Below are 25,490 nucleotides of genomic sequence, written 5' to 3'. Positions count from 1 at the left end.
TTTAGTTTTGTATTTGTAAAAATTCCATCCATTGACGGCCTATTGATTGTATTGAAAACTTTTTAACGCTGGCTTCCGAATTACTCTTGCATTTAGCATAAAGGTCTTTGTCACTATACATACGGTTAAGCCCTTTGGTAAACTCCTGAACGTTCTGGTCTTCAATCAAAAGTCCGTTTACTCCATCTTCAATAATTTCAGACGGGCCTGTGTAGCAGTTAAAAGCTACTACGGGTGTGCCACACGCCAAAGATTCCAGCAATACCATAGGCAGGCCTTCATTTTTGCTGGTTAACGTACAGAAAAGCGCATTGCGCATATAAACATACGGATTTTCCTTAAAACCCTTAAAAATAACTTTATCTGAAAGGCCTTTTTGTGCAGCACGTGCCTTTAATGCTGCTTTCATTATTCCCTCCCCCAAAATAAGGAGTTTAACATCATTTTGAGACAGTACAGAATTGGCATAGGCTTCAATAAGCTTATCAAACTGTTTGATATTGTTTTCCGGCATGCTTCCCGCAGCCATTATGTAGGGAAATTTTATATCAGCATCAGTCTTCTCACCACATTTATCATTTATATACTCTATGTTTACAGGATTATAAATGTTTACAACATTTTTTAGCTCATATAGCGCTTCTATCCTATTTTTTATCTTTGTGGTGATACTGATAACACCATAAGCTTTGCCATAAATAACTTTTGTAAACCATGCATTTTGGGGCATATACCATTCTAAGACAGAACTATGTACTGTGTAAACTGCTGGTGCGGTATAAACGAATTTAGAAATAAAGAAATCCTGAATGTATTTCTTTCGCATCCGGAAATCTATAACATAATCAAAGTCATGCTTAACTATGTAGCGCCTCAGGGTTAAAAAGCGTTTCAGCTTATTGCTTATCCCATTTTTTTTATCTTTTAGAAGCCCCAGGTTAAGCAGCCTGCCCGAAAAATCATAGCTAATCTTATCCTGAACGATCACATTATGAACTTCTACACCCTGCGAAGTAAAATAAGTAGACAAAATTGCGTGTACACGTTCTGCCCCCCCGCCCGAAAGTGCGTCGCCTACAAGACATATTTTGGTTTCATGGGGTTGCTTCATTGGTATATATTAGCTATTTTCGAAACAAATATAAACATTCATGAGGATTTTACTTATTGGCGAATACAGCAGGCTTCACAATTCCCTAAAAGAGGGTCTGCAGGCATTAGGCCACGAGGTAACGCTGGTGAGTGATGGTGACGCCTTTAAGAATTACCCCTCAGATTATCTTATTGCTCCAAAATATACTACAAAGGGCATTTTGAATATGGGCCGCCAGGTTATTTTCAGGATGTTTAAGCATGACATATCCTACTGGGAGCGCGGAATTCGTTTTTATAAACTACTTTCCAAACTTAAAGGCTACGATGTTGTACAGCTGATAAATGAGGCCCCTATAAAAACTGTTCCTATTTTTGAAAAGTATCTTTTAGGTAAAATTTTTAACCAAAATAAAAAGGCATTTTTATTATGTTGCGGTATAGACTATACCGTTGTACGCTATATGCTGGATAAAAAGCCACGTTATTCACTTATGGATCCTTATTTTAAGGATAAACGCCTTATACCTGAATACCGATACATTTTTGATTATGTAACAGCTTCGCATAAAAAACTGCACAGATTTGTATATGCCAAAATTAAAGGTGTCATAGCAAGCGATATGGATTATGCCCTGCCACTTAAGGAGAATGACAAATTTATAGGCCTTATAGGTAATCCTGTAGTACTAAACAACCTTATCTATACCATACCATACATTAACGATAAAATCGTTATTTTTTTGGGCATCAACAGATGGACGTATAACCAAAAGGGCATCTTTTATTTTGAACAGGCACTAGATATAATCCGTAAGAAATATCCAGAAAAGGCTGAGATTGTTATTAGTGAGACACTGCCCTATAACGAATATATAAAGGTATATGATAAGGCACACATACTGATGGACCAGGTGTATGCCTACGACCAGGGATACAACGCGCTTGAGGCTATGGCCAAAGGAAAAGTGGTTTTTACAGGAGCCGAAACAGAATTTATGCAGCATTACAAACTCACGCAAAGAGTTGCTGTTAACGCACTGCCTGATGTTAACAGTATTGTAAACGAACTGTCTTACCTCATAGAAAACCCCGGAGAGATAATTGCCATCAGCAAAAACGCAAGGGATTTCATAGATAGCGAGCACGATTATATAATAGCCGCGCAAAAATATTTAGAAAAATGGGAAAATTAAATACATTGTAATGCTTCAGAAAAAAATTGCTTACCCACTGATTTTTATTACAACAGTGCTGATATACACTATTTTTATAGCCCGAAATGGATATGAAGACTGGGATACAGGCTTTATATCGGGTATGGCATGGCGCTTAGTTAAAGGTGAAGTTATGTATAGGGATTTCATCTATACAAAAACACCATTTTCTCCTTATTACACAGCCACTCTGATGCGTTTATTACCGCAGGAGGGGCAGTTTTATTTTATAAAATGCATCAACAGTATTGTCTTTGCGTTACAAGTGTGCCTTACCGTTCTTGCCATAAATAACATTTACAACCTAAAGAAATATGGCATAAACGTTTGGGGATTTGTAACCGTTGGGTTCATCATTTCACTGCTCAACTATCCAATGTACCCATGGTACACTCCGGATGGACTTTTTTTTGCGTCAGCTGCATTGTATGTAAAATCAAGAAATAGTAAAAGTTATGCATCGCTCCTTTTTATAGCGTTATTAGTATTGCTTTCTGCACTATGCAAACAATCCTATTATCCTGTGCCAATAATTTTTCTTGTTTGGGTATTTATAGATTACGGATTTAAAAAAGCAGCAGCTTTCCTGGGTATATTTTTATTGCTTACAGGAGTATTTATTGGCATTATAACCCGAGTAACATCGCTTCATAATTTCTTAGACTGCATAACCGGGCAAACAAGGCTTTATGATGTTTATTACAGCTGCATATACGGTTATGCCCATAAAAACTATAAACTATACCTTTTGATTATCGCAGCGTCTATACTAATTGGTATTAATTATAAATCCGTCAAACAAACATCGTTCACGGTTATTTTTAAATGGCTTATTATCTGCCAGTTTGTGGCTGCAATAATTTTATATTGTATCGGCGAGGCACAGCTGGGATCTATAATAGCATTTAACTCGTGCGCTTTAGCAGGGATATATAATATTTTTGTGCTAAAAAGAGAAATCAGTTATTTATACCCCGCTGCTGCGTTGCTTGGCATCGCGTGGTGTTCGTCGGTAAGTTGGGGATATCCTTACCCTACACTTTTTGCCTCAGCCATAATTGCTGTGTATTTTATATTGTCTGATGGCTTTCTGTCCCAAAAAATAGTTTCAAAAAAAAATATTCTTGCGGTCGTAATGTGTATAGTGGCATTTGCGTACAACTTGTATCCATACAGGAGCGGTGTAGTAACAGATTTAGATTACGACATGGGAGCTATCTCTCCTAAGCTAAAATATATCAGGACTAACAAAGAAAATTTTGATAAGTTTTTGCAGCTTAAAGAACTGATTGACAAGTACGGTCCGGTTTACATTACCGCTACTCATTATCCGGGTACTTATTACATTTTTGATAAAACCAATCCGTTGACAGCCGGATGGATGATTAATTCAGAAATCAACTTTAAACTTGACAAGATGCTGGCAGAAGCTGCAAATAGCAACGGCTATATATTTCTTGACAATGAATATAAACCTATATTTGATGCCGGTGAGGCTGAAGCCTCAAACAAGACACTATTTTCGGCATACATAGCTGAGAATTGTACACCTATAGAAAAGCTTAGATACTTTACTGTTTATGACACAAAAGAACTTAACAAAAAGTTACCTGAAACTGATAAGAACAGAGCAATACATTAAAAATCTTTTTGTTTTTGCGCCTATATTCTTTGGCGGTAAATTTTTGATACAGGATGCAATAATCAATACAGCGATAGCTTTTGTAAGCTTTTGCATGGCTGCGAGCGCTATCTATATACTTAATGATTATTTTGATATTGAGGAGGACAGAAAGCATCCTGTAAAGTGCGAAAGGCCACTCGCTGCAGGAACAATACCTAAAAGTAGCGCCCTGACACTAATGGTTATATTAGCCGGGACGGGCATACTGCTGGCATCGTTCGTATCTTTCAGGCTATTAGGAGTAATAGGAATCTACATCACAATGAACATACTTTATTCAAAATGGCTAAAGCATATTACTGTTGTAGATGTAAACATTATAGCAACGGGATTTTTGCTAAGGGTACTTTCAGGCGCAATAGTAGCCGAGGTTGAGCCTTCCGTATGGATTCTCCTTATTACGTATCTCCTAGCGCTGTTTTTGGGGTTTGCAAAACGAAGGGCCGACGTACTTTTATCCCTTGACGGAAAAGAGGTGCGAAAAAACATAGACGGTTATAACCTAAATTTTATTGATACGGTATTGTCTATACTTGCTGCGGTTATAATCGTGGCCTACATATTATACACCCTATCTTCGGAGGTACAGGAACATTACAGATCGCACCTTATTTATGTATCGGTGATCTTTGTGGTAAACGGTCTGCTGTATTACATGAAGCTTACACTTGTAGACAAGGTTACTTATTCCCCCACCCTTATAGTATTACGCAACAGGGTGATACAAATTACTTTGCTGGGCTGGATCTCCATAATGGTATACCTCCTTTATATTCAATAACCAAATGACAAAGACGCTTGCCATTTTTGATTTTGACAATACGTTATATTCAAAAGATTCCCTTCTTGAATTTACGCGTTTTGCAGTAGGCCGGAAAAGCTTCTATATTGGCATTGCAAAATTGTTTCCACATCTTGCAGCCCTCAAACTTGGCCTGCAGGGCAATGCAGTCACAAAACAGAAATACCTCAGCCATTTCTTTGGTGGTATGGATCGTGAAACCTTTAAGCAAGCAGCATCGAATTTTTCTCTTAACAAGATTGATAAGAACCTCAACCCACAGTTAAGCCAAATTTTACAGACGCATATTGATAACAACGACACGATATATATTGTAAGTGCTTCGTTTACCGAATGGCTTGAACCCTGGTGCAAAAAGAACAACTTTGGGCTTATATGCTCTAAGCTGCAAATAGAAAATGAAAAAGTTACCGGAAAAATTGACGGCCTTAATTGTTACGGCCCTGAAAAAACAGCACGCATTAACGACACTATAGATCTATCTGTTTATGATTCTGTTTACGTATATGGCAAAGGCAAAGGTGATAGGGAAATGCTGCTGCTGAGGCGGTAATTATTTATCAGATATTAAACAAACCCTTTCTGAAATACACCGCCAGCATTATCCAGTAAATAAAATATGTCAGAGCATGCCCCATTACAGCGCCTTTCACACCAAAATGAGCTATCAAAATTGTACTTGAGATATAAAGAATTATACAGGATACAGCTTCGCTTACAAGATAAGCCGTTGTTAGTTTTTGAGCAAAAAACTGGTAGCCGAGTATCAGCGCGCCTACTTTAAAAAAGTCGCCTGTAAGCTGCCAGAAAAATAGGTCTGTAACCGGTAAAAAATCTTCTTTTAATATAAATAGCACCGCAAACTCACGTAGTAAATAAAGCAGTATCATGCCTGTTCCAAACAAGGGCAGCATACTTCTGTAATAACTTAGAAATACATCTCTTGTTTGTCCTTTTGACTGGGCAACAGAAAGCTTCGGCAGGAAATAAACCGACAGCATGGTCGTGGCAAACATCATATAGTATGAAGATATCCTGTTCATTGCAACCCACATACCTGCCGTATCCAGGCTAAAATTGTCAATCAGGTTATTACGGATAAAGATACTTACCAAAGGGGCGACAAGCGCAGAGAACAGCGCCATAATGCTATACGATAACAAATCTCGTAATGTCGCTTTATCAAAATATTTAATACGTATAAAAGGCAGTCGCGGAAAACGCTTCCATATACTGTAAAACGTGAGTACAAAAAAGACCGACTGAAACAATATGAGTCCCAGAAGGGCCCCATTAGTTTGGAATTTCCACATCAGCAGTACCGATAATACTACGCCGAGTACATTTCCACTGATATTAAGCCATATTACCTGTTTGTAATTGCCCAGTCCGTTAAGGATAGCTATAAATAAAAGGCTGCCCGCATACCATGGCAATGAAAAGCCAAGTACTTTAAACACCCATGCATATTCGTAATAGTCCCTGAATATCCATTCACTGCAATAGCCAGACAACAGCAGCAGCAGGATGCTTAAGCCTATTACCACGGCAAAAATGCTCAGGAAAACGGTTGAGAGTATTTTATATAGCTTTTCCTCGTCTTTTTGGTATTCGGCTACATATTTTATGATGCCGTTCTGCATACCCAGCATGGAGTATGTTTCTACGGGAGTAAGAAAACTGCGAAGGTTTTCTATGATAGCCATACCTCCCGGCCCTACATATGCTGCGATAGCTTTTGACGTTACCAAGCCTCCAAGTATTCGCACAATAACGCTTACGCCGTTAAGCGAAGATATTTTTACAATAGGTTTTTTTAGTATGTTAGCGATGCTGCCCAAATGGAATATTATATAAGTACGTTATCCAGCTTTGTAAAGTTAGCGGTTTCTACCTCATAAAAATCCTGAACCTGAGTCCTGGCACCAAAGCTCTCTTTCCAGAAAACAAGGCCTTCATTGAGTTTTCGTCCCTGTTCTTCGTTAGATATGCCAAAGTCAAAGAAACGTTTATCTGCAAAAACATCGTTGATAAGGTGCGCATATAGATAGTCCAGGCTTCCTAACTCGTTTTTATCTCTATTTCCCGAAATGTATTGCGGATGCGCAACGGTATCAGTTATAAAAACTGTAGTTCCCGCTACAATTGCATCGTTAAGGTACACATTAAAATGCCTTATATTATCAGGGAATTTTTGATGCAGCAATGCTATTTCTTTCGCGGTATGTACAGGCTTTACATCATGCTTATGATGCAGGTTAGGTATAAGTATTGCATCCCAGAACAGTTGGAATTCAGGCTCTTCTTTGATGACAAGCCCGTTCTTTAATCCTCTTCTTATGCTTTCTTTCCTTGTTTTTGTAAAAGGCAGCCTGTTGTCGTTATCTATAATGCAAAGGCTGTCCTTTCGGGTTAATTTAGCATCGGCAGTAAACAACGCATAGCTAAATTCGTCGGCAGGGACTTTGTGGTAAATGGCAGGAATTAATTTTACATGGAGCTTATGCACCCCATTTTCATATAGGAAACTCAAAATAGCTCCCAAAATTTTTATCACTGACGCCAGTTTTAGCTTATCAGAATATACAAGTCCGCCATAGGTTAAGCCCCAGTGCGAGTATACTACATTTTCTTTTATGTGAGCCGGAAGTATTGCTACGGGTTTATCACCCTCAAATACCATAAGCGAAAAATCTTCAAAGCGGTCGCTATGGTATTCCATAAAACCGCGGTTAAGCAGAAATGTACCGTTCTTAGAACTGTTTACGACTTCATTCCACTGGAGGCAATTTTCGTTTGAATATCTTACGACTGAATATTGCATAGCATTAGTGCTTTTCATTTACATAATTACCTTCGCCATCAATAAGCTTATGTACAGACTGCGTTATAAAATTGCCCGGCCGTATATTATAACTTGCGTCTTCTTCAAGATGATTAAGGTACGATTTATTTTCGCTAAGGCAGGAAAACAAAACCCTAAACACATTAACGTTTGATCTAAGTTTATCATCATAGCCATCATGTTCATTATTATTCCAATCTATTGCCGCGAAATTGCCAAAAGTAGAATGAATAAGCGGAGCAGAGTTGGTACTGTAAAACTCTTTTACACCATTAAAGCCGACCCAACCACCATGATCAGATAATATAATTATCAATGCATTCTTATCCTTACTTTTTATTTTTAAGATTGTCTTTTTCAGCCATGTATTTGCTTTTTCTATTTTTGAAATATAGTCTCTTCGCTCTTTCTCTATATGATTTTTGCCTTCAGAAAAATGCACATGATGCGGAAGTAGCTTTTCTACAAAAACAAACTTTGGTTTGTCTGTTTTAAGCGCCATGGCACTATCTAAATCCTCATCTACATTTTTTATATTATCATGCCCGTAGGTAAAATAAGCGACCTCCGCGGGCTGTATATTAAAATTGTCATAGATACTTTTACTCCTGTCCTGCTGAAAATATTCATCCTGAGCTACAAAAAAGGATTCGTAACCATTATTTTTAAGTATGCGCAGGGATGCATTATCCATTATGACGTTTCTTGCATTTGGCATATCTATTGAAGGGAGCAAGACATCATTAAAATAATGATGTTTCATGGCAAACATCGAAGCATTTGAAGTAAGGCTCGCCGGATAATTGCTCCTGAAATTATCATAAACTTTAAACCCATTGTTATCAATCCAATCATAAAACTGATTATCGTAATTATAAGGCACATTGCTTATAGCTTCTTTACCTGCATAACCATCAGGCTGAATCATGTAAATGTTCGGCTTATTTTTAAATTGCACATTTTCTATATCATCCGTTAACTGCGTCCATTCTGTACCTCTCAAATCTTCATATAAGCTTAAGGAAAATTTTAAAAGCGGTAAAATAGCCATAACGCAAATTATGACGATAAGATGCTTGTAGTATTTGTAAAATTTTAAAGACAGTACAAATGCCAGTACAAAAATAAGCACTGCGAGTTTCTTTCTAAATGTGAGTGTTACTGCAATAATGAGTAAAGATGCTGTTATGGTTATTAATAAAGCAAATAACAAATTTGACTTGTACGGCTTTAATTTTGGTACGGCATTAAAAAAATAATATCCCGCCAGCGTTACTACAATAGGAATTATAATTGAGAAAAGCGAAAATATCAGAAAGTGTCCTGCTGAATCTATTGCAGGGTAATTATTGGAATAATAAAACAAAAAAGGATATAAACCACTAATAAACCCCGCTAAAAATGGCACATCTTTGGGATCATCTAAAAAAGTCTGAAATTTATTTTTTACTTTTTGTATCATATTAAATAATTACCAACTATATTTTTTCAAAAACTATATTACCGTTTTCGCCTATATATTTATATACACCCTGATTATTTTCCAATCGCATAAAACTACTGTTTTCCTGCATACTATCAAGGTATTTTTTATCTTCTGATAAAAATGAAAACACCGTACGGAATAAATTAATTCCCGTTTTTAGGCGGGTGTCATATTCTCTGGATTTTTCGGTAGTCCACCTGATGGCAAGCTGCGCGCCAAAAATAGATTTTACAAGCTCTTTGTCTGAAGTCCTTTTTTCAAAACTCTGCCCCATGTAATCATACCCAACAAAACCGCCGTGATCAGCACCGATAATTATCATCGCGTTTTTATCTTTTGCCATAATAAAGCTTATCAATTCTTTTAGCCATAGGTTCATTTCGTTAAGCCTTTTAAAATATTCCGATTTTTCAATTGCAGCACCGAGCGATTCGGGCTTATTGTTGTGGATATGGCTTGGCAGAAATTTTTCTATAAAGTAAAAATTATGGCCACCCGAACGATTATCTTCATCTAATCGGGCTTTAAGGTCGCTACAGACATTTTTAGCGAGAACGCCGCCTAAAAACGGTATTTCGCTATATGGGATATTAGTGGTATCGTAACCTAACTTTGGCCTGTTAAGCAGTAAGTAAGGATTTTCGGTTATAAAATGAGACTTATAACCATTATTCTTTAATATCCTCAAAACCGGATTATCTCCCACTATAATACCCCTTGCATTAAAAAGCTCAATATCGTTAGCTGCATAATGGTGCTTCATTAAAAATGTAGCCGAATTTGAAAGCAGGGTACTCGCATAATTAGACCTGTAATCGCCATACATGGTGAAACCGTTCTGGCTCAAAAAATCTTCATAGGCACTGTTATCGTAGCCGTGCAGTTTATTTTTCAGATTATCAAAACTGGCGTAGCCATCGGGCTGTATGTAGTAAATATTAGGGTTATTTTTAAATTTTACAGCTTCAATATCATCTGTAGGATGATTATAACCTTTATCGGCAAAAGTAATTACTGCTACCGAAGCTAAAACAGAAGGAATATTTAAAACAGCCATAAACAGCAATAGGACAACAGCTATCTTGTAATACTTTTTAAGAAAAAAAGATAGTATCGCAACTATAACGAAAGATGCTGCTAAAGCGATTTTTTTAGAAAATCCAAAATCATTGTTCTGTATTATAAAAAAGAGAAAAAAGCAAAGCACACCCGCAAAAAGAAACTGTTTTTTAAATTTTACGAATTTTAATTTTTCTATAATTAGGCAGCCCAAAAACAGGATAGTAACCGGCATTAGGATATAATAACAGCTGTAAAATAACAACTGCACCAGAGAATTATACATACCCAGGTTACGGGAATATAATAACAGAAACATGTAGATGCCAACACTGAAACCAGCGAGCACCGGCACATCTTTATCTGACTTCAAAAACGCAAACAGTCGTTGTCTTATTTTTTCAATCATTCAAATCTTATTTCCTTTTAAGAAGGTACATGGTTCTATGCGTATTAGGTATTTCCTGCTGGGCTACAACATCATACACATCTGTATAGGCTTTTTCAAAGTTTGCTTTATTATAGTAATCAAAATGGCCTGCAAATTCACGCTTGCTTTTCAGCAGGAAGCTTACCCATGAGTCTTCCCTGTCAGGAAACTCAATGATAAGGTATGGCGTAAGCGAAGCAAACATTTGAGCACTCATCTCAAACGGCACATTACCTGTAAGCGATATGTGATGTATGAGTGCGAGCGCTAAAGACAGGTCAAAATTATTGTCTTTAATACGCTGCTGTAACGGCAAACGCTCCTTGTTATTAAAACCTATCCCCGGTGATGGATTAAGCAGGTCGCTCACAAGCGGGAGTATGTTTTTTTCTTTATTAGAAAGCACCTGGCTGTAGTTTTGGTTTACAGCATTAGGGTCTATATCGGTAACCAGGATTTCGGCAGCGCTGTCTTTGAGCACACGGCCAAAGGTTCCGTCGTTACCACCAAGGTCTACTACTTTTTGCGCGTTTATTTGAGATTGCCACTGACTTACAAGCTGTTTTTTAAAATCAAAAGCTGCAGCATCATAATTAGTAATGCTATAGTAATTTTTCCACTCTGTCTTTTCGTTAAGGGAAAGGTCTTTTATATAATTGTACAGCGAATCAAGTATTCGTATCTGTGCTTGTTTAGAGATAGTAACCTGTTTACCTGCGCCTTTATCGTCGCTGGAATATTTAGCATCATACTTAGCCGCTAAAACAATATTGGTATACAGCACAGGACTGAATTTTGCGCTGAACGGCAATAGTTTTGAAGCCTTTTGCAACGGAATGCCGTCTATATACTGCAACAGGAGCTTAAGCATGTCGTTGCCATAATACTTGGCTAGTACCAACGGCGCTAAAAAGTGCATTACAAACTGCTTATAAGCACGCCATGGTTCGCCTTCGCTATATTTATCAAAAGAAAGGCTGTCTACAAAAACGGGAGATCCTTTGTGGAAGGTCACATTAAATGCAGTGGCATCCTTTAGGGTATATCCGTTCTGGAGGCAGTATTTTTGCAACTTAAGCGTGTGCAGCGCAGCGTGCTTGTATTGCGAGAAACTCCACTCGTATGGATACGAAAAGACAGCTATTTTTTCTGGTTTTATGGTAATGTGGCTCTGCTCGTTTGCAACCTCTTCATGAGGTATAAGCAGGCCGTTATCAAACAGTTTTTTATAAAAACCGCTATTGTTTAATGCATTGTATTGTTCAAAATATATTGGGTTTACAGACCTGAGCAATACTCCGTTATCTGTAAATATATTACCTGAAGGATCCCTGAACGAAGATGCATGCCTATTTATTATTGTCTGCATCCTTATTCTCCTCAATATCAATAGTACCCATATGATCCTGATTTTGTTTTTTTCCAAAAACCGATTTTATACCTGTTGTAATTTTTCTGTAAAACAAGGTAACACCTGCGCCAATAGCAACTAAAAGCTGTACTACAAGAGCGCCTGTACCGGGGTCAAAATATAAAAAATGATTGGCCATAATATTTTTTTTAAAGTCGTAAAAATAGAAAATTATTCGGCAATGCCTCTTAATGCCTCCTAATAATAACGTAAATTATTAATAATGTTGTTTTAAGCTAAAAAATTGGCTGTTAGCAAATAATTGTTAATTTTAAGCAAAAAAAGTATTGCTGTGAAAAAAATACTACTCCTGCTTTTTACGTTTTTAACCGCATCTTTAGCTTATCCTCAGGTAGACATAGCCCTTTACCAGCAATTTAACGGCAGGTACGATTTTACGTTTGTAGGGAACACTTTAAATGAGCACCCTAATGGCCCAACCGGACTTAACGGCGCATTTGCACCCTGCGAGCTGCTGCCTTCATCGTCGGCCCAGCTGTCATTGGCATCAGGTAACATAATAGAAAAAGCATATTTATACTGGGCAGGATCGGGAACTGGCGATTTTGAGGTTAAGCTTAACGGAACTGCAATAACTGCCGAACGCGACTTTGCAATGCTCTATGAATCTATAGAAAACGGTGAAAATGTAGAAAGGCATTTTTTTAGCGCATTTGCCGATGTTACCGCGCTTGTACTGGCTCAAGGCAACGGTACTTATACCTTCTCTGACATGGACCTGTCTGATGTGATAAATGGTGGTGCGCCCAGTGAAAATCTTTACTGTCGTACCGGTGTCAGCTTTGGCGGCTGGACACTCGTAATTGTTTATAAAAACAATTCACTGGCCCTTAATCAGCTAAATGTCTATGACGGTTTCCAGATGGTTCCAAATAGCATTAATATAACCCTTGACAATCTTAATGTAATAGACAACGCAGGTTCTAAGATAGGTTTTGTAGCCTGGGAGGGCGATGCAAACATATCGGTTAACGAATCGCTAAAAATAAACAATTTAACGGTAAGCAACCCACCGCTTAATCCCTCTGCTAATGCATTTAATGGTACTAACAGTATTACCGGCTCCAGTGCTTTATACAACATGGACCTGGATATATATACACTTGATAATTTTGTAGCTATAGGCGATACAACAGCCGAAGTATCATTGCAGTCCGGCCAGGATGTGGTTATTGTAAACTGTATCGTCACTAAATTAAACAGCGAATTGCCCGATGCCACCATAACCATAGATGACGAATTTAAAGACTGTGCGGCCCAAACGCTTCAGGTAGATTACACGGTGCACAACGACAACAGCACCGCTCCCCTGCCTGCCGGAACGCAGGTAACGGTTTACTATAATGGAGATGTTCTTACATCATTCTTTACACAGACCGAAATCGCTATAAATGGCAGTGAAAGCGGCACGCTTCCCCTGCCCCTGCCTACGGGGCTTACCGGAGAAGTGCAGCTTATATTTATTGTAGATGACAACGGAACAGGAACAGGCAGCGTGATTGAAATAGACGAACAGAACAACTCGTTTACATACACGACAATCCTTTGGGCGCTAGATCCGATAGACCCGGCCGATATTACCCACTGTGAAACGGCAAGCGGAACTAATGTGGGTATTTTTGACTTCTCAGGTTACGAAGAATCGCTGAAGACAGACGACAACCAAATAGTTACTTTTTACCATACGCTTACAGGAGCACAGTCTGAAGATGCTGCCGACCAGATTACAGCAGCCAATGCTTATCTTACCACACAAAATCCGGAAACGGTATTTGTGCGCCTGGACGACCCCAACGGATGTTCTACCGTGGCATCGTTTGAGCTGATCGCCATAGATTGTACGTTTCCTGATGCTACAGTTACAATAGGTAATATAGTTACAAGTTGTGATTCCAGGACATTACAGGTAACCTATACTGTAAACAATTTTGACAGTTCAGACATACTGCCCGCCAATACCCCAGTTGCTATTTATGCTAACGGAATTCTTATTGCAACGGCAGCTACAACTGCAGATATTGCCATTGGCGGAAGCCTTACAACCACAATAACGGTAACAATACCTGCTGCTGTACCTCAAACATTTAACCTCACCATTGTAGCAGATGATACAGGCAATGGAACTGGTGTTGTTATAGAAACTAATGAATTGAACAATGGCACTACCCAGTCGTTTATGCTTTGGGTGTCACCCGTACTAATTCAGCCTGCAGCTATTGAAGGATGCGAAACCTTTAACGGGTCGGGAATTGGGGTCTTTGATTTTTCAATATACGCTGAGACACTGGAGGTAACTTCTACAGATGTGGTCACTTTCCACACCTCTCAGGCAGATGCCGACAGTGGCGATAACCCTATAGATCCTGTTGACTACAATGCTCCTCACAATACAGAAGTTTATGTGCGCCTTACCGATGAAAACGGCTGTTATGACACGGCTTCGTTTACGCTGTTTATAATTGACTGTTATTTTCCTGATGCTACAGTGGTTATAGATGATGTTTACAAACAATGTAACTCGCGCATACTGCACATACACTATACCGTGAGCAATGTAAACGGTACAGATGTACTGCCTGCCAATACTCCCGTTGCTATTTATGCCGATGGTCAGGTACTTACAGTTGTACACACGATTAATGCACTGGAGATTGGCGAAAGCGAACCGGGATTCATAGAAGTTACTGTGCCAATAGGCATTCCGCTTGATTTTGAACTTAAATTAGTTGCCGATGATACCGGTAATGGCATGGGGATAGTTCTAGAGCTTAACGAAACAAATAATGAATTTGCACAGGCTGAGAACCTTCCGTTATCGCCTGTACTGATCCAGCCGGATGATATTGAATTGTGTGATGCAGGATTTGGATCGGCAACTTTCGACTTTTCTGACTATGCCGAGACCTTAAAAAATTATCCTAACGAAACGGTTACGTTTTACACATCTCAGGCCAACGCCGACCAAGACCTGGACCGTATCTACAATATAACGAGCTATAGCATAAATGAAAACCCTACACGCATTTATGTGCGCCTGTTTAATGGCACCTGCCATACAACGGCGTCATTCCTGCTAAAGGTTAAAAAATGTGCCCCTGTAACCCATAATTATGTTACGCCAAACGGCGACGGCCTTAACGACGACTTTTTTGTAGAGGGACTGCGCAATGTGTTCCTAAACTTTAAGATGAGCATATACAACCGCTGGGGTACCCTGATATGGACCGGAAACCACAGTACCGCCGATTGGGATGCTACTGCCGACGTATCTAAAATTGGCGCTGAAGGCACACAGGTTCCTGTAGGCACCTACTACTTTGTACTAGAGCTTAACGACCCTGATTTTGCCGAGCCAATCGTAGGATGGGTATATGTAACGAGGTAAGATTTGACGATTTGTGGATTTCGTGATTCGATGATTTGGAACCAAAAGTTGGAGTTTGAAATTTGGATTTTTTTAAAATTATGGAAATAAAAGACCTTAGCATTTCCCGGGATATCGTTACCTTTTTTGACTATACCCAAAACGACGATGCGCGTGAATGTCTTAAAAGAATGATGCTTACACCACTCGCATCACAACAGGAAGTTATTGAACGGCAGAATATACTCAAGGGCTTTTTGGCTAATATTGAAATGTTTGCAAACTACTCCTACTCCCGCATTGATTTTCGTGAAGCCGATTTCTTTATAGAAAAGTTTACCGAAAAAGAATACCTGTCTAAGAATATTAGGCTCAGGCTGAGGCTTTTTAAGGCGGTATACCACCAGTACCGCAGTAAATTTGTGCAGGTAGTACTGATGTATAACCGCCTGCACCATTACATAAAAAATGTTCCTACTACGGCATTTCCTGTTGAATACAAAAAGGAACTGGCGCTAATGGACGATTACCTGAGCAGCTACAGGCTAAACTATTACGAAAGCCTTATCCGTGAGAACAAGCTTAAAATAAAGCACATAATCGCATTTTTCAGGTTGATAGCCAAAAGGAAAAGCAGGAAACTTGACACCTCATTCAAAACCACATACACCCGTTTTGAAGCGTACATCTCTGTAGCGCAGGGCATCCATTTCTATAAATTTCAATTCCCCGAAATTGGGGGCAATAAACTGTCCATCAATGATTTTTATCACCCGGTACTTAAGCATCCGGTTAAGAATACACTGCATTCAAACAGTAATGTGATATTGCTTACAGGGCCTAATATGTCGGGTAAATCAACCCTGCTTAAAGCTATTGGCATATGCGTTTACCTGGCTAACATTGGCTTTGCCATACCGGCATCAGCGGCTAACATTCCGTTTTACAGCAACATAGAAATCTTTATTAACCTGAACGACGATTTGCAGAGCGGCTACAGCCATTTTATGACCGAAATAATGAACCTCAAAAAGGTAGTCCGGGAAGCAGGTACGGGCCAGCCGGGGTTTGCCATATTTGACGAGCTCTTTAGAGGAACGAACATTGATGATGCGCTGGAAATCAGCAGGTCAACATTAAAAGGGATGCTCAATTTTCCGGAGTCGCTGTTCTTTGTATCGAGCCATTTGCACCAACTGATAGCTATGGATGAAGTAAAGTCTGGTGCAGTTTCCTGTCTATACCTTGACTGCAATCTGCAAAACGACACACCTGCATTTACCTATCAGCTTAAGGAAGGATCGAGCGATATAAAAATTGGGCGCATACTTTTTGAAAAGGAAAACATGAGCGAATTTTTAAAACTTAAATAGCTCATTTTGGTGATTTGTGAATATGTCATTTGGCCTCTGAAACAGAAAAACCAAAAGCGTAACATTATTTTACAATATGCTGATTTTTAGAATTTTGTCTACTTCTAATTTTGCGCACGAAATCCGCATTTTGAGAACCAAAAGCGTAACATTAGGCTCTTGAAAAAACGGCTTATTTACGCTCTAAAACCGGCATAGACCATTTGTAATTTACCGCTAAAAGCCTGATACCTATAATAATTCCAGAAGTGACAAGATAAAGTACATCCTGCGGCACGTTCCATTTGCGCAATAAAAAGAAAACACAGCCGCCAATGATACAAATTGTGGCATAAATCTCTTTCCTGAAAATGACCGGGATCTCGGTACAAAGAATATCACGAAGCACTCCGCCGAAACAAGCGGTCATGGTTCCAAGCGCAATGCATATTACAGGATGCAGGCCAATGGCAATACCTTTTTCAAGGCCGATAAGCGTAAACACACCAAGCCCAATTGTATCGAACAGGAACAGTGAAACCCTTAATTTATCAAGCTTCTTCCTGAATAACAAGGCGATAACAAAACCGGCAATGATCATGTACACGTAAGTAAGGTCTTTCATCCAGCCCACAGGGGTTCGGCCAATCAAAACATCACGCAGCGTACCGCCACCCACAGAGGTTACAAAAGCGATGACAAACACCCCAAAAGGGTCCATCTTTTTATTCATTGCGGTAAGTGACCCGGAGATGGCAAAGGCCATTGTTCCCAGTATATCAAGCAGTTGAAACATTACATATTCTGGGTATAGTAGTTATAATCGTGCAGGACCGTATTTACAAATGCCATCGCATTTGCCGATGTAGATTTGATTCCCGTAACATTTTCAATCCTCATCTGCAGCCTTTCTATCATTGGGAAATCTGTTGTGCGCATGCTGGCCTCGTAGGTTTCTTTAATGATACGTACATCGTTATCACTCAACTTAATAACCAGCGGATATATAGGCACATAATTGCTTTGTACTTCCCTCAATATTGTATGGTTTATGCTGATGTCGTTCTTAAGGTTAATAACGGCAGTACCTGCTGCCATATCGCCTAAACGCTGGTGTTTTTTGCTGTTAGAAACAAAGATAAGCGCAATGATACCACCTGTTAAATTGATATCAACCAGGCGCATCAGCCATCGGATGAGATAGTCTCCAAAACTTGCCTGATAGCCGTCTATCTTGATGACTTTAAGCTTAAGAAGCTTTTTCCCAGGGGTCTGCCCTTCAAAGATGCTTTCAAATACCAGGCTGTAAAATATCACCGGGATATTAATCCCAAGGTATACAGTTGCTACCTCCCACTGGTCAAGGCTGCTCATATAATTATCAAGCCCGGCAACGCTCATAAGGATATAAGTAACGATACCGGTGTAAGCTCCCTTTATAAAAATATCAATCCAGCTTGCCCCCATTCTGGCGCCCGCATGGGCAGCTGTAAAATTAATATTCACATTTTGTGTTGTTGTTATAGATAATTCTGACATATTTTATAATTTAGCTGTGTATGAGAGAAGTTGCATTTATAAAACAAAATAAAGAAAAATGGCTTGAATTTGAGCAGGCTATTTTCGGTAAAGCTAAAAAAAATCCTGACGAACTTGCCAGTTTGTACATACAATTAGTTAACGACCTGTCTTTTTCGCAGACTTACTACCCTAAGAGCAAGACCGTTGTGTACTTAAATCATCTTGCTTCGCTTACCTATCAAAAAATTTATAAAACCAAGCGCGAAGAGGGCAACAGGTTCATCTTTTTCTTTAAGACCGAAGTGCCGCTCATTATTTATGAATACAGGCGTTATGTATTATATGCCTTTTTGCTGTTTACTATCTTTACAGCTATAGGCGTTATATCTGCCGCTAACGATACAACCTTTGTTAGGCTTATACTTGGCGACAATTATGTAAACATGACCCTGGAGAACATAGAGAACGGAAATCCAGTTGCCGTGTATAAAAGTGGCAGCAACTGGGGAAGCGCCGTAGGCATCACTGCAAACAACCTTTACGTGGGCATCAGGTGCTATTTATATGGTGTTTTTGCCGGATTTGGAACTTTACTAATGCTGTTCTACAACTGCGTTATGCTGGGTTCATTCCAGTATTTCTTCTACGAGCAGGGCGTTTTCTGGGAGAGTGTTCGCGGAATATGGATTCACGGCTGCATGGAAATTTTTGCCATCGTGATAGAAGCTGCTGCAGGATTCATCCTGGGTGCAAGTATTTTGTTTCCTAAAACATATTCAAGGATGGCATCGCTTAAGATAGGCTTTAAGAGCGGACTCAAAATACTGCTCAGCACCATGCCGTTTACATTTGCTGCAGGAATGCTCGAAGGGTTTGTAACGCGCTATTCGCCTGATATGCCAAGGGTTTTGAACCTTTTTATAATATTTTTTACATTATCGCTTATATCTTATTATTACCTTATCTATCCGTTCAGGGTAAACAGGAAAATGAAAAAGAACTTTGCCTCATTACAATAGCTATAAACGATAACAACCGTACAACCACGATTAACTGTGAATAAACTATTACTATACCTGCTGTTATTAAGCAGCCCCGCCTTTCTTAATGCAGGAATTTTGCAGGATGAAACTATCCATGCAGACTCCCTGAATGAAAGTGAGGAATACATTGAAGAATTTACGCCTGCAAATAACAAGGATTCTGTTGCAGAGGCCATAAACTACGTTGAACCTGTATATAAAGACCGAAGATTAAAAGACGGTTTTAAAAAGAAATACGACGACGAAGACTTTTTATATGAACCTAAACCAAAGCCTAAAACACTTTGGGACCGCTTTTGGGAAGGAGTACGCGATATCCTTGACTGGATTTTTTCAAGCAATGGCAAACCGGAAAGCACTGCATCGGTAGTTATTAAACGTATTATTGCAGGCCTTGTGATCCTTGGGGTTATTTACATGATAGTGCGTGCAATACTAAACAAGGAGGGTATGTGGATCTTTGGGCGTTCGCGCAAAAAGATTACTGCCAGCGATGTGTTTGAAGAAGATATCCACCAACTGGATTTCAACAAGCTGACTATTGAAACGAAACAGGCAGGAAACTATAAACTGGCTGTGCGATACTACTTTTTATGGCTGCTTAAAAAAATGGCAGACCGCGAAATTATAGACTGGTACTGGGATAAAACAAACAGTGATTACCTGTATGAAATAAAGAACCCACAGCTTAAAAAAGATTTTGAATACCTTACATATGTGTATGATTATAGCTGGTATGGCGATTTTCCGCTGGACGAACAGGCATTTGCCAAAGCCGAAAAAACATTCCAAAAAACCTTAAATACGCTATAAGATGAATAAAAAGTCAGGAATTTTTATCGTATTACTGGTTCTGGTATTGTTGATTATAATAATAGCAGACGCTATGAGGCCCGATACCATAGACTGGACACCAACCTATGCTACTAAAGATAAAGTGCCATTGGGCTTGTACATTTTTGATCAGGAATCGCCTGAATTGTTTAAAGGCGATACGGTACAGAAACTTACCACAACCCCTTATGAATTCTTTGAAAGCCTATATGACTATGAGAGCAAAAGATACAGGGAGCCTGGTAACTTTATAAACATAAACGAAGAAAACGAGATAGACGATGAGTCGGCTAAGGAGCTGCTTTATTATGCAGATCATGGAAACACGATTTTCCTGAGCATGAAGAGCTTTCCGGGCCCTATACTGGATTCATTAAAGTTAAAAACCGGCGACGATTTTACAATAAAGGATTCTACTTATTTATCGCTGGGAGAAAAGAAACCTGTAAAGAAATACCTTTTTAAAGGCGGTACAGGCTATACGTATTTTGATTCGCTGGACACTGAAAAGGTAAAAATACTTGGCTACCAGACCATAGGAAAAAAGAAACACGCCGACTTTATAGAAGTACCTTACGGTTATGGACGCATTTTACTGCACACACAGCCTGCTGCTTTTAGTAATTTCCATTTGCTGAAAGACGACCACTACAAGTATGCAGAGGGTGTATTGTCATACATTCCGCAGGGCAGGGTTTTTTGGTATGCTAAAAAATACGAGAATGGCGAGGAATCAGACAGTATATTCAGGTACATACTTTCGCAGCGTGCTTTAAAATCGGCATTCTGGATTGCTATCATTTCGTTCCTTATATTTATTTTCTTTAATGCCAAGAGAAAGCAGCGCATAGTACCGGAAATATTGCCGCTTAAGAACACAACCGTAGATTTTGCCAAAACAATTGGTAACCTTTACCTTCAGGAGGGCGACCACCATACGATAATAGAAAAAAAGATAATATACTTTTTAGAGCACATCCGTAACTTGTACCTTATAGATACCTATTTGCTTGATAAGGATTTTATAGAAAGGCTGCACTTAAAAACAGGCAAGCCTGTAGAGGATATTGAAAAAGTGGTAGGTTTAATAAAAAAACACAGAAGCCAGCTTGCCAGCAACGAAGCTGATGCACTGGAAATTAATAAAGCAATTGAAAAACTAAGATTATGACAGAATCTTTTGAAAACCAAAATATGGACAACACCAACAACGACGGAATAACACCTGGTAACAATCAGGAGACAAACAGCACAGGCATTAATTTTGAAAAAACCGCTGCCCAGGAAAGCGAAGATATCAGCTTTCAGTCAAGGCTGAACCTGTCTGACCTGCAGGCCGGCATCAATGCTATAAAAGGCGAGATCAATTCGGTAATTGTAGGCCAGCACAAAATGATAGACCAGCTGCTAGTCGCTATTCTTTCTAACGGCCACGTGCTGCTTGAAGGTGTACCGGGTGTAGCAAAGACCATCACGGCAAAACTATTGTCTAAAACCCTTTCGCTGGATTTTAGCAGGATACAGTTTACACCCGATCTTATGCCATCGGATATTTTAGGAACATCGGTGTTTGACCTTTCAAAATCGGTATTCAACTTTAAAAAAGGTCCGATATTTTCTAATTTCGTGTTGATCGATGAAATCAACAGGGCTCCTGCAAAAACACAGGCTGCACTATTTGAGGTTATGGAAGAGCGCCAGATAACAGTAGAGGGAGCTACCTATACTATGGAGGCACCTTTCTTAGTTATTGCAACCCAAAACCCTATTGAGCAGGAGGGCACTTACCGCCTGCCGGAAGCACAGTTAGACCGTTTTCTTTTCAAAATAAACATTGACTATCCTAACCTGACGGAAGAAATTGCCATCCTGCAAAAGGAAAACGCTCTTAAAGACAGGCAAAAGCTGGATCATATCAAACAGGTATTATCTCAGGCAGATATCATAAAATACCAGGCTATCGTAAAACAGGTAGTTATAGAGCCGCAATTACTGGAATACATAGCAAGAATAGTAACAAACACAAGAGAGAATGCATTCCTTTTCTTAGGTGCTTCACCTCGTGCCTCTATCGCCATCCTTAATGCGTCTAAAGGTTATGCAGCCTTGAGAGGAAGGGATTTTGTAACTCCTGAAGATATTAAGGACGCAGCCATCCCTGTGCTTCAGCACCGTGTTATGGTGGCTCCTGAACGCGAAATGGAAGGCATTACCAGTGAGCAGATCATTAAACAAATAATAGACACTGTAGAAATTCCACGCTAATGAAGTGGCTTAACAAAATATACCTGAATAATTTCTTTTTCTATGTAGTGATGGCCATACTGCTGTGCTTTATAACAGCCCAGTTTTTTCCGTCACTATACAATGCAACATGGCTCGTGGTATATGCAGCCATCGGTTTTGTAGTCTTGGATTTCCTGCTGCTTTTTGCAACCAACCAGAGATTTACTGCATCCAGGCATACACCGGAGAAATTTTCTAATGGCGATGAAAACCCTGTAACCATAAGAATGGAGAGCGGCTATTCATTCCCCGTAGACATTAAGGTTATAGACGAAATTCCGTTTCAGTTCCAGGTAAGGGATTTTAAACTGAACCGCAAAATAGCATCTAACGAAAAAGACACCTTTGAGTATATGCTTCGCCCGGTTTCCCGTGGCGAATACCACTTTGGCAGGCTTAACATATATGTGTCGTCGCCGCTGCATTTAGTGTGCAGGAGGTTTATTTTTGACGAAGGTGCAATGGTGCCTACCTACCCTTCTTACATCCAGCTTCGCAAATACGACCTTATGGCCTTTTCTAACAGGCTGTTCCAGTACGGGCTTAAAAAAATACGCCGAATTGGGCACACCATGGAATTTGAGCAGATAAAGGAATATGTATCGGGAGATGATATAAGAACGATAAACTGGAAGGCTACTGCAAAGAAAAACCAGCTGATGGTAAACCAGTTTCAGGACGAGCGTTCGCAGACGGTATACATGGCCATAGATAAAGGCCGTGTAATGAAAATGCCCTTTAACGGGCTGAGCCTGCTGGATTATGCCATCAACTCTACCCTTGTACTTTCTAACATCATCCTCAAAAAACAGGACAAAGCGGGTATGTTTGCCTTTTCTAAAAAGGTAGAGAACCGTGTGGCTGCCGAAAGGCGTTCATCGCAAATGCAGCGCATACTGGAAAATCTGTACAATATAAACACTAACTTTTTTGAAAGTGATTTTGGGCGTTTGTATACAGACATAAAAAAGAACATTACACAAAGGAGCCTCATACTGCTCTACACAAATTTTGAAACGCTGGACGGACTGAAACGCCAGCTGCCCTACCTAAAAGGTATTGCCCACAGCCACATGCTGGTAGTGGTGTTTTTTGAAAATGTTGAGTTAGAACAGTTAATAAACAGCGACTCTAAGAACATACAGGACGTATACGACCAGGTTATTGCCGAAAAGCTGGCCTTTGAAAAAAGGCTTATCGTAAACGAGCTTAAGAAATACGGCATACACTCTGTACTTACAAAACCTGAAAACCTCACTATTGAAAGTATTAATAAATACCTTGAGATAAAATCGAGGGGGATTTTATAAACTGCTCATGAAACTAAACCATATTGTATGTATTGCAGCCGCATTGCTTATCGCATCCTGTAAAAAGGATACGACGGTAAACAATGCCGACCGGTCTGTTGAAAGACTGGAAATACCTGCCGACACTGTTGCGGCAGCTACCGCCCAAAGCGATGCAAAACCCGATTTACAGCAGCTTGTAACCTTATATACCGATCGTAAAGAGCATATTAAAATTCTGCTTACCCAATCTACCAGCGAAGAGGCAAATGAAATTTATGATGCCTATTATGAAGAAAACATGCTGTTGCTTAGCAGTATGTACAGGGCAGAAAATTATATGCTGGAACATTTTTACGATTATTTTTATGATGAAGAAAAGCGTATTACTCCTCCAGATTCTATCCAGCGCAAAGTGATTTTGCTAAAAAAAGCGGGGCTTGACCTGTGTGAACAGGGAGAAGGCTATGTAGATATTTGCGCCGGAAGCGATTATTATTACAATATTTTTAAGCTTTACGTAACTCCTGACTATAAAGAATTTATACGCATAAATGCCGATGAAGACAAAGAAGTTTATGCTTTTGATGCGGGCCTTCATGTAACTTTTGAACAGGTATCTGAAAGGGTTTTGCATTGGGAAACGTTTTTGCAGAAGTTCCCAAAAACTAAATTAAGGGAGAAAGCCATAGACAATTACAAGTCATATCAGATGGATTACCTTTTAGGTATGGACAACACCCGCTCCATGAATACCGAAACAGGCCAGCTTGAAGATGAAAATATTGCTGAATACAGGCGTTTTATCGCTAAGAACCCTAAAAGTTTTACATCTAAACTGGCTAAGATTACGCTTGAGAATACAGGAAATTTAGAGCAGCTGCAGGCGCGCATAGAGCAGGAACAGGCAAAATATTTTAAGTAATAGCTATTGTTGCTTAACTTTGCAGGCGAAATATACCCAGATGAAACAAATTACGAGCCCGCAGAATCCTTTTATCAAATCGTTGGTGCTGCTTCAGGAGAAGGCTAAAGCCCGCCGCCAAAGCGGTACATTCTTAATTGAAGGACAACGCGAGATACAGCTGGCACGAAAAGGCGGTTACGAAATTGAAACCGTCTTGTTCCTGCCGGATATGATTAGTGAAGTTGAAGTGTCTGTGCTTGCAGGCAGGCAGATAGAAATCATAGAAATAAGCCGCGACGTTTACCAAAAACTGGCCTATCGAGATACTACCGAAGGTATTATAGCCATTGCCAAAAGCAAATCGCTTGAACTTACCGACCTTAAACTGGGCAATAATCCGCTGATACTTGTTGCAGAAGCTCCCGAAAAACCGGGCAACCTTGGCGCGCTCTTACGCACTGCCGATGCCGCAAAGCTTGATGCTGTTATTATAGCCAACCCTAAAAGCGATATGTACAATCCTAATGTGGTACGTTCCAGCGTGGGCTGTTTATTTACCAACCAGATCGCCGCAGGAACTACCGATGACGTTATTGCATTTCTTAAGGCAAAGAACATAAGTATTTACTGCGCTACCCTTCAGGATTCTACACAATACCATACCCAGGACTACACCACTCCTACCGCACTTGTGGTAGGTACCGAAGCAACCGGCCTTACGCAGGAATGGCGCGATGCATCCACAAAAAACATAATAATTCCCATGCAGGGCGAGATTGATTCCATGAATGTTTCGGTAGCGGCTGCAATACTAATTTTTGAAGCTAAAAGACAACGCGGCTTTTAG

General features: G+C 39.6%; 22 protein-coding genes. 13 read left to right on the top strand and 9 right to left on the bottom strand.

Annotation, left to right across the window (positions count from 1 at the left end):
• Position 1: 1 nt before the first annotated feature.
• Positions 2-1,111: a glycosyltransferase gene (locus R1T16_RS06760; protein ID WP_317500339.1), complete on the bottom strand. Its 1,110-nt coding sequence runs from the start codon at positions 1,109-1,111 to the stop codon at positions 2-4.
• 40 nt (positions 1,112-1,151) lie between these two features.
• Between R1T16_RS06760 and R1T16_RS06755 the strand changes: the two genes are divergently transcribed.
• From R1T16_RS06755 to R1T16_RS06740, 4 genes are read left to right on the top strand one after another with little or no spacing between them, the layout of a single operon-like run.
• Positions 1,152-2,288, top strand: coding sequence for a glycosyltransferase (locus tag R1T16_RS06755; protein ID WP_317500338.1), 1,137 nt, complete (start codon positions 1,152-1,154; stop codon positions 2,286-2,288).
• A 10-nt stretch (positions 2,289-2,298) separates the two neighbouring features.
• The gene (locus R1T16_RS06750) at positions 2,299-3,951 is read left to right on the top strand and encodes a hypothetical protein (protein WP_317500337.1); all 1,653 of its coding nucleotides are present in this window, start codon (positions 2,299-2,301) and stop codon (positions 3,949-3,951) included.
• On the top strand, positions 3,890-4,774 hold the full coding sequence (locus tag R1T16_RS06745; protein WP_317500336.1) for a decaprenyl-phosphate phosphoribosyltransferase: 885 nt from the start codon (positions 3,890-3,892) through the stop codon (positions 4,772-4,774). The genes R1T16_RS06750 and R1T16_RS06745 overlap by 62 nt, the downstream gene beginning before the upstream one ends.
• A 4-nt stretch (positions 4,775-4,778) precedes the next feature.
• On the top strand, positions 4,779-5,348 hold the full coding sequence (locus R1T16_RS06740; RefSeq protein ID WP_317500335.1) for an HAD-IB family hydrolase: 570 nt from the start codon (positions 4,779-4,781) through the stop codon (positions 5,346-5,348).
• A gap of 7 nt (positions 5,349-5,355) precedes the next feature.
• On the opposite strand, the gene R1T16_RS06735 is transcribed toward R1T16_RS06740, so the two are convergent.
• From R1T16_RS06735 to R1T16_RS06710, 6 genes are all read right to left on the bottom strand, one after another.
• On the bottom strand, positions 5,356-6,636 hold the full coding sequence (locus tag R1T16_RS06735; RefSeq protein WP_317500334.1) for an O-antigen translocase: 1,281 nt from the start codon (positions 6,634-6,636) through the stop codon (positions 5,356-5,358).
• 8 nt (positions 6,637-6,644) lie between these two features.
• Complete coding sequence (locus tag R1T16_RS06730) at positions 6,645-7,619, bottom strand: GNAT family N-acetyltransferase (protein WP_317500333.1); 975 nt, start codon at positions 7,617-7,619, stop codon at positions 6,645-6,647.
• A 4-nt stretch (positions 7,620-7,623) separates the two neighbouring features.
• A complete protein-coding gene (locus tag R1T16_RS06725; protein WP_317500332.1) occupies positions 7,624-8,691 on the bottom strand; it encodes a hypothetical protein in 1,068 nt (355 codons plus the stop codon).
• Positions 8,692-9,118: 427 nt separating this feature from the next.
• Positions 9,119-10,594 carry a hypothetical protein gene (locus R1T16_RS06720; RefSeq protein ID WP_317500331.1) on the bottom strand — a complete coding sequence of 492 codons (1,476 nt, stop codon included), beginning with the start codon at positions 10,592-10,594 and terminating at the stop codon, positions 9,119-9,121.
• Positions 10,595-10,601: 7 nt separating this feature from the next.
• Entirely contained in the window at positions 10,602-11,984 is a 1,383-nt protein-coding gene (locus tag R1T16_RS06715) for a class I SAM-dependent methyltransferase (protein WP_317500330.1), read from the bottom strand.
• On the bottom strand, positions 11,965-12,165 hold the full coding sequence (locus R1T16_RS06710; protein ID WP_317500329.1) for a hypothetical protein: 201 nt from the start codon (positions 12,163-12,165) through the stop codon (positions 11,965-11,967). Before R1T16_RS06710 ends, R1T16_RS06715 begins: the two co-directional genes overlap by 20 nt.
• Before the next feature lie 153 nt (positions 12,166-12,318).
• Here R1T16_RS06710 and R1T16_RS06705 point away from each other — a divergent pair, with 153 nt between their 5' ends.
• Together R1T16_RS06705 and R1T16_RS06700 are read left to right on the top strand one after the other, a co-directional pair.
• Positions 12,319-15,432 carry a gliding motility-associated C-terminal domain-containing protein gene (locus R1T16_RS06705; protein WP_317500328.1) on the top strand — a complete coding sequence of 1,038 codons (3,114 nt, stop codon included), beginning with the start codon at positions 12,319-12,321 and terminating at the stop codon, positions 15,430-15,432.
• 80 nt (positions 15,433-15,512) lie between these two features.
• Positions 15,513-16,784, top strand: a complete 1,272-nt coding sequence (locus tag R1T16_RS06700; protein WP_317500327.1) for a MutS-related protein — start codon at positions 15,513-15,515, stop codon at positions 16,782-16,784.
• A 172-nt stretch (positions 16,785-16,956) separates the two neighbouring features.
• Here R1T16_RS06700 and R1T16_RS06695 read toward each other — a convergent pair whose 3' ends face one another.
• Positions 16,957-17,559: a trimeric intracellular cation channel family protein gene (locus tag R1T16_RS06695; protein WP_317500326.1), complete on the bottom strand. Its 603-nt coding sequence runs from the start codon at positions 17,557-17,559 to the stop codon at positions 16,957-16,959.
• On the bottom strand, positions 17,559-18,302 hold the full coding sequence (locus tag R1T16_RS06690; RefSeq protein WP_317500325.1) for an RDD family protein: 744 nt from the start codon (positions 18,300-18,302) through the stop codon (positions 17,559-17,561). Before R1T16_RS06690 ends, R1T16_RS06695 begins: the two co-directional genes overlap by 1 nt.
• A gap of 20 nt (positions 18,303-18,322) precedes the next feature.
• Between R1T16_RS06690 and R1T16_RS06685 the strand changes: the two genes are divergently transcribed.
• Genes R1T16_RS06685 through R1T16_RS06655 form a run of 7 tightly spaced genes read left to right on the top strand, consistent with a single transcriptional unit; the run spans position 18,323 to position 25,490 of the window.
• The gene (locus R1T16_RS06685; RefSeq protein ID WP_317500324.1) at positions 18,323-19,303 is read left to right on the top strand and encodes a stage II sporulation protein M; all 981 of its coding nucleotides are present in this window, start codon (positions 18,323-18,325) and stop codon (positions 19,301-19,303) included.
• 36 nt (positions 19,304-19,339) lie between these two features.
• On the top strand, positions 19,340-20,140 hold the full coding sequence (locus R1T16_RS06680) for a DUF4129 domain-containing protein (RefSeq protein ID WP_317500323.1): 801 nt from the start codon (positions 19,340-19,342) through the stop codon (positions 20,138-20,140).
• A 1-nt stretch (position 20,141) separates the two neighbouring features.
• Positions 20,142-21,332: a DUF4350 domain-containing protein gene (locus tag R1T16_RS06675; RefSeq protein ID WP_317500322.1), complete on the top strand. Its 1,191-nt coding sequence runs from the start codon at positions 20,142-20,144 to the stop codon at positions 21,330-21,332.
• Positions 21,329-22,426 carry a MoxR family ATPase gene (locus tag R1T16_RS06670; RefSeq protein ID WP_317500321.1) on the top strand — a complete coding sequence of 366 codons (1,098 nt, stop codon included), beginning with the start codon at positions 21,329-21,331 and terminating at the stop codon, positions 22,424-22,426. The genes R1T16_RS06675 and R1T16_RS06670 overlap by 4 nt, the downstream gene beginning before the upstream one ends.
• Complete coding sequence (locus R1T16_RS06665; RefSeq protein WP_317500320.1) at positions 22,426-23,757, top strand: DUF58 domain-containing protein; 1,332 nt, start codon at positions 22,426-22,428, stop codon at positions 23,755-23,757. The genes R1T16_RS06670 and R1T16_RS06665 overlap by 1 nt, the downstream gene beginning before the upstream one ends.
• A gap of 7 nt (positions 23,758-23,764) precedes the next feature.
• A complete protein-coding gene (locus tag R1T16_RS06660) occupies positions 23,765-24,661 on the top strand; it encodes a hypothetical protein (RefSeq protein ID WP_317500319.1) in 897 nt (298 codons plus the stop codon).
• A 40-nt stretch (positions 24,662-24,701) separates the two neighbouring features.
• On the top strand, positions 24,702-25,490 hold the full coding sequence (locus R1T16_RS06655; RefSeq protein ID WP_317500318.1) for an RNA methyltransferase: 789 nt from the start codon (positions 24,702-24,704) through the stop codon (positions 25,488-25,490).

It is taken from the genome of Flavobacterium sp. DG1-102-2 (assembly GCF_033042555.1).
Taxonomy (GTDB): Bacteria; Bacteroidota; Bacteroidia; order Flavobacteriales; family Flavobacteriaceae; genus Flavobacterium.
The sequence above is the reverse complement of the archived record's forward strand: the minus strand, read 5'-3'. Positions and strand labels throughout refer to the sequence as shown.

What these genes read in the sequence shown, in the direction of transcription:
- R1T16_RS06760 (WP_317500339.1), bottom strand. Translation starts at nt 1,111, where the DNA reads ATGAAGCAACCCCATGAAACCAAAATATGTCTTGTAGGCGACGCACTT.
- R1T16_RS06755 (WP_317500338.1), top strand. Translation starts at nt 1,152, where the DNA reads ATGAGGATTTTACTTATTGGCGAATACAGCAGGCTTCACAATTCCCTA.
- R1T16_RS06750 (WP_317500337.1), top strand. Translation starts at nt 2,299, where the DNA reads ATGCTTCAGAAAAAAATTGCTTACCCACTGATTTTTATTACAACAGTG.
- R1T16_RS06745 (WP_317500336.1), top strand. Translation starts at nt 3,890, where the DNA reads ATGACACAAAAGAACTTAACAAAAAGTTACCTGAAACTGATAAGAACA.
- R1T16_RS06740 (WP_317500335.1), top strand. Translation starts at nt 4,779, where the DNA reads ATGACAAAGACGCTTGCCATTTTTGATTTTGACAATACGTTATATTCA.
- R1T16_RS06730 (WP_317500333.1), bottom strand. Translation starts at nt 7,619, where the DNA reads ATGCAATATTCAGTCGTAAGATATTCAAACGAAAATTGCCTCCAGTGG.
- R1T16_RS06725 (WP_317500332.1), bottom strand. Translation starts at nt 8,691, where the DNA reads ATGGCTATTTTACCGCTTTTAAAATTTTCCTTAAGCTTATATGAAGAT.
- R1T16_RS06720 (WP_317500331.1), bottom strand. Translation starts at nt 10,594, where the DNA reads ATGATTGAAAAAATAAGACAACGACTGTTTGCGTTTTTGAAGTCAGAT.
- R1T16_RS06715 (WP_317500330.1), bottom strand. Translation starts at nt 11,984, where the DNA reads ATGCAGACAATAATAAATAGGCATGCATCTTCGTTCAGGGATCCTTCA.
- R1T16_RS06710 (WP_317500329.1), bottom strand. Translation starts at nt 12,165, where the DNA reads ATGGCCAATCATTTTTTATATTTTGACCCCGGTACAGGCGCTCTTGTA.
- R1T16_RS06700 (WP_317500327.1), top strand. Translation starts at nt 15,513, where the DNA reads ATGGAAATAAAAGACCTTAGCATTTCCCGGGATATCGTTACCTTTTTT.
- R1T16_RS06695 (WP_317500326.1), bottom strand. Translation starts at nt 17,559, where the DNA reads ATGTTTCAACTGCTTGATATACTGGGAACAATGGCCTTTGCCATCTCC.
- R1T16_RS06690 (WP_317500325.1), bottom strand. Translation starts at nt 18,302, where the DNA reads ATGTCAGAATTATCTATAACAACAACACAAAATGTGAATATTAATTTT.
- R1T16_RS06685 (WP_317500324.1), top strand. Translation starts at nt 18,323, where the DNA reads ATGAGAGAAGTTGCATTTATAAAACAAAATAAAGAAAAATGGCTTGAA.
- R1T16_RS06675 (WP_317500322.1), top strand. Translation starts at nt 20,142, where the DNA reads ATGAATAAAAAGTCAGGAATTTTTATCGTATTACTGGTTCTGGTATTG.
- R1T16_RS06670 (WP_317500321.1), top strand. Translation starts at nt 21,329, where the DNA reads ATGACAGAATCTTTTGAAAACCAAAATATGGACAACACCAACAACGAC.
- R1T16_RS06665 (WP_317500320.1), top strand. Translation starts at nt 22,426, where the DNA reads ATGAAGTGGCTTAACAAAATATACCTGAATAATTTCTTTTTCTATGTA.
- R1T16_RS06660 (WP_317500319.1), top strand. Translation starts at nt 23,765, where the DNA reads ATGAAACTAAACCATATTGTATGTATTGCAGCCGCATTGCTTATCGCA.
- R1T16_RS06655 (WP_317500318.1), top strand. Translation starts at nt 24,702, where the DNA reads ATGAAACAAATTACGAGCCCGCAGAATCCTTTTATCAAATCGTTGGTG.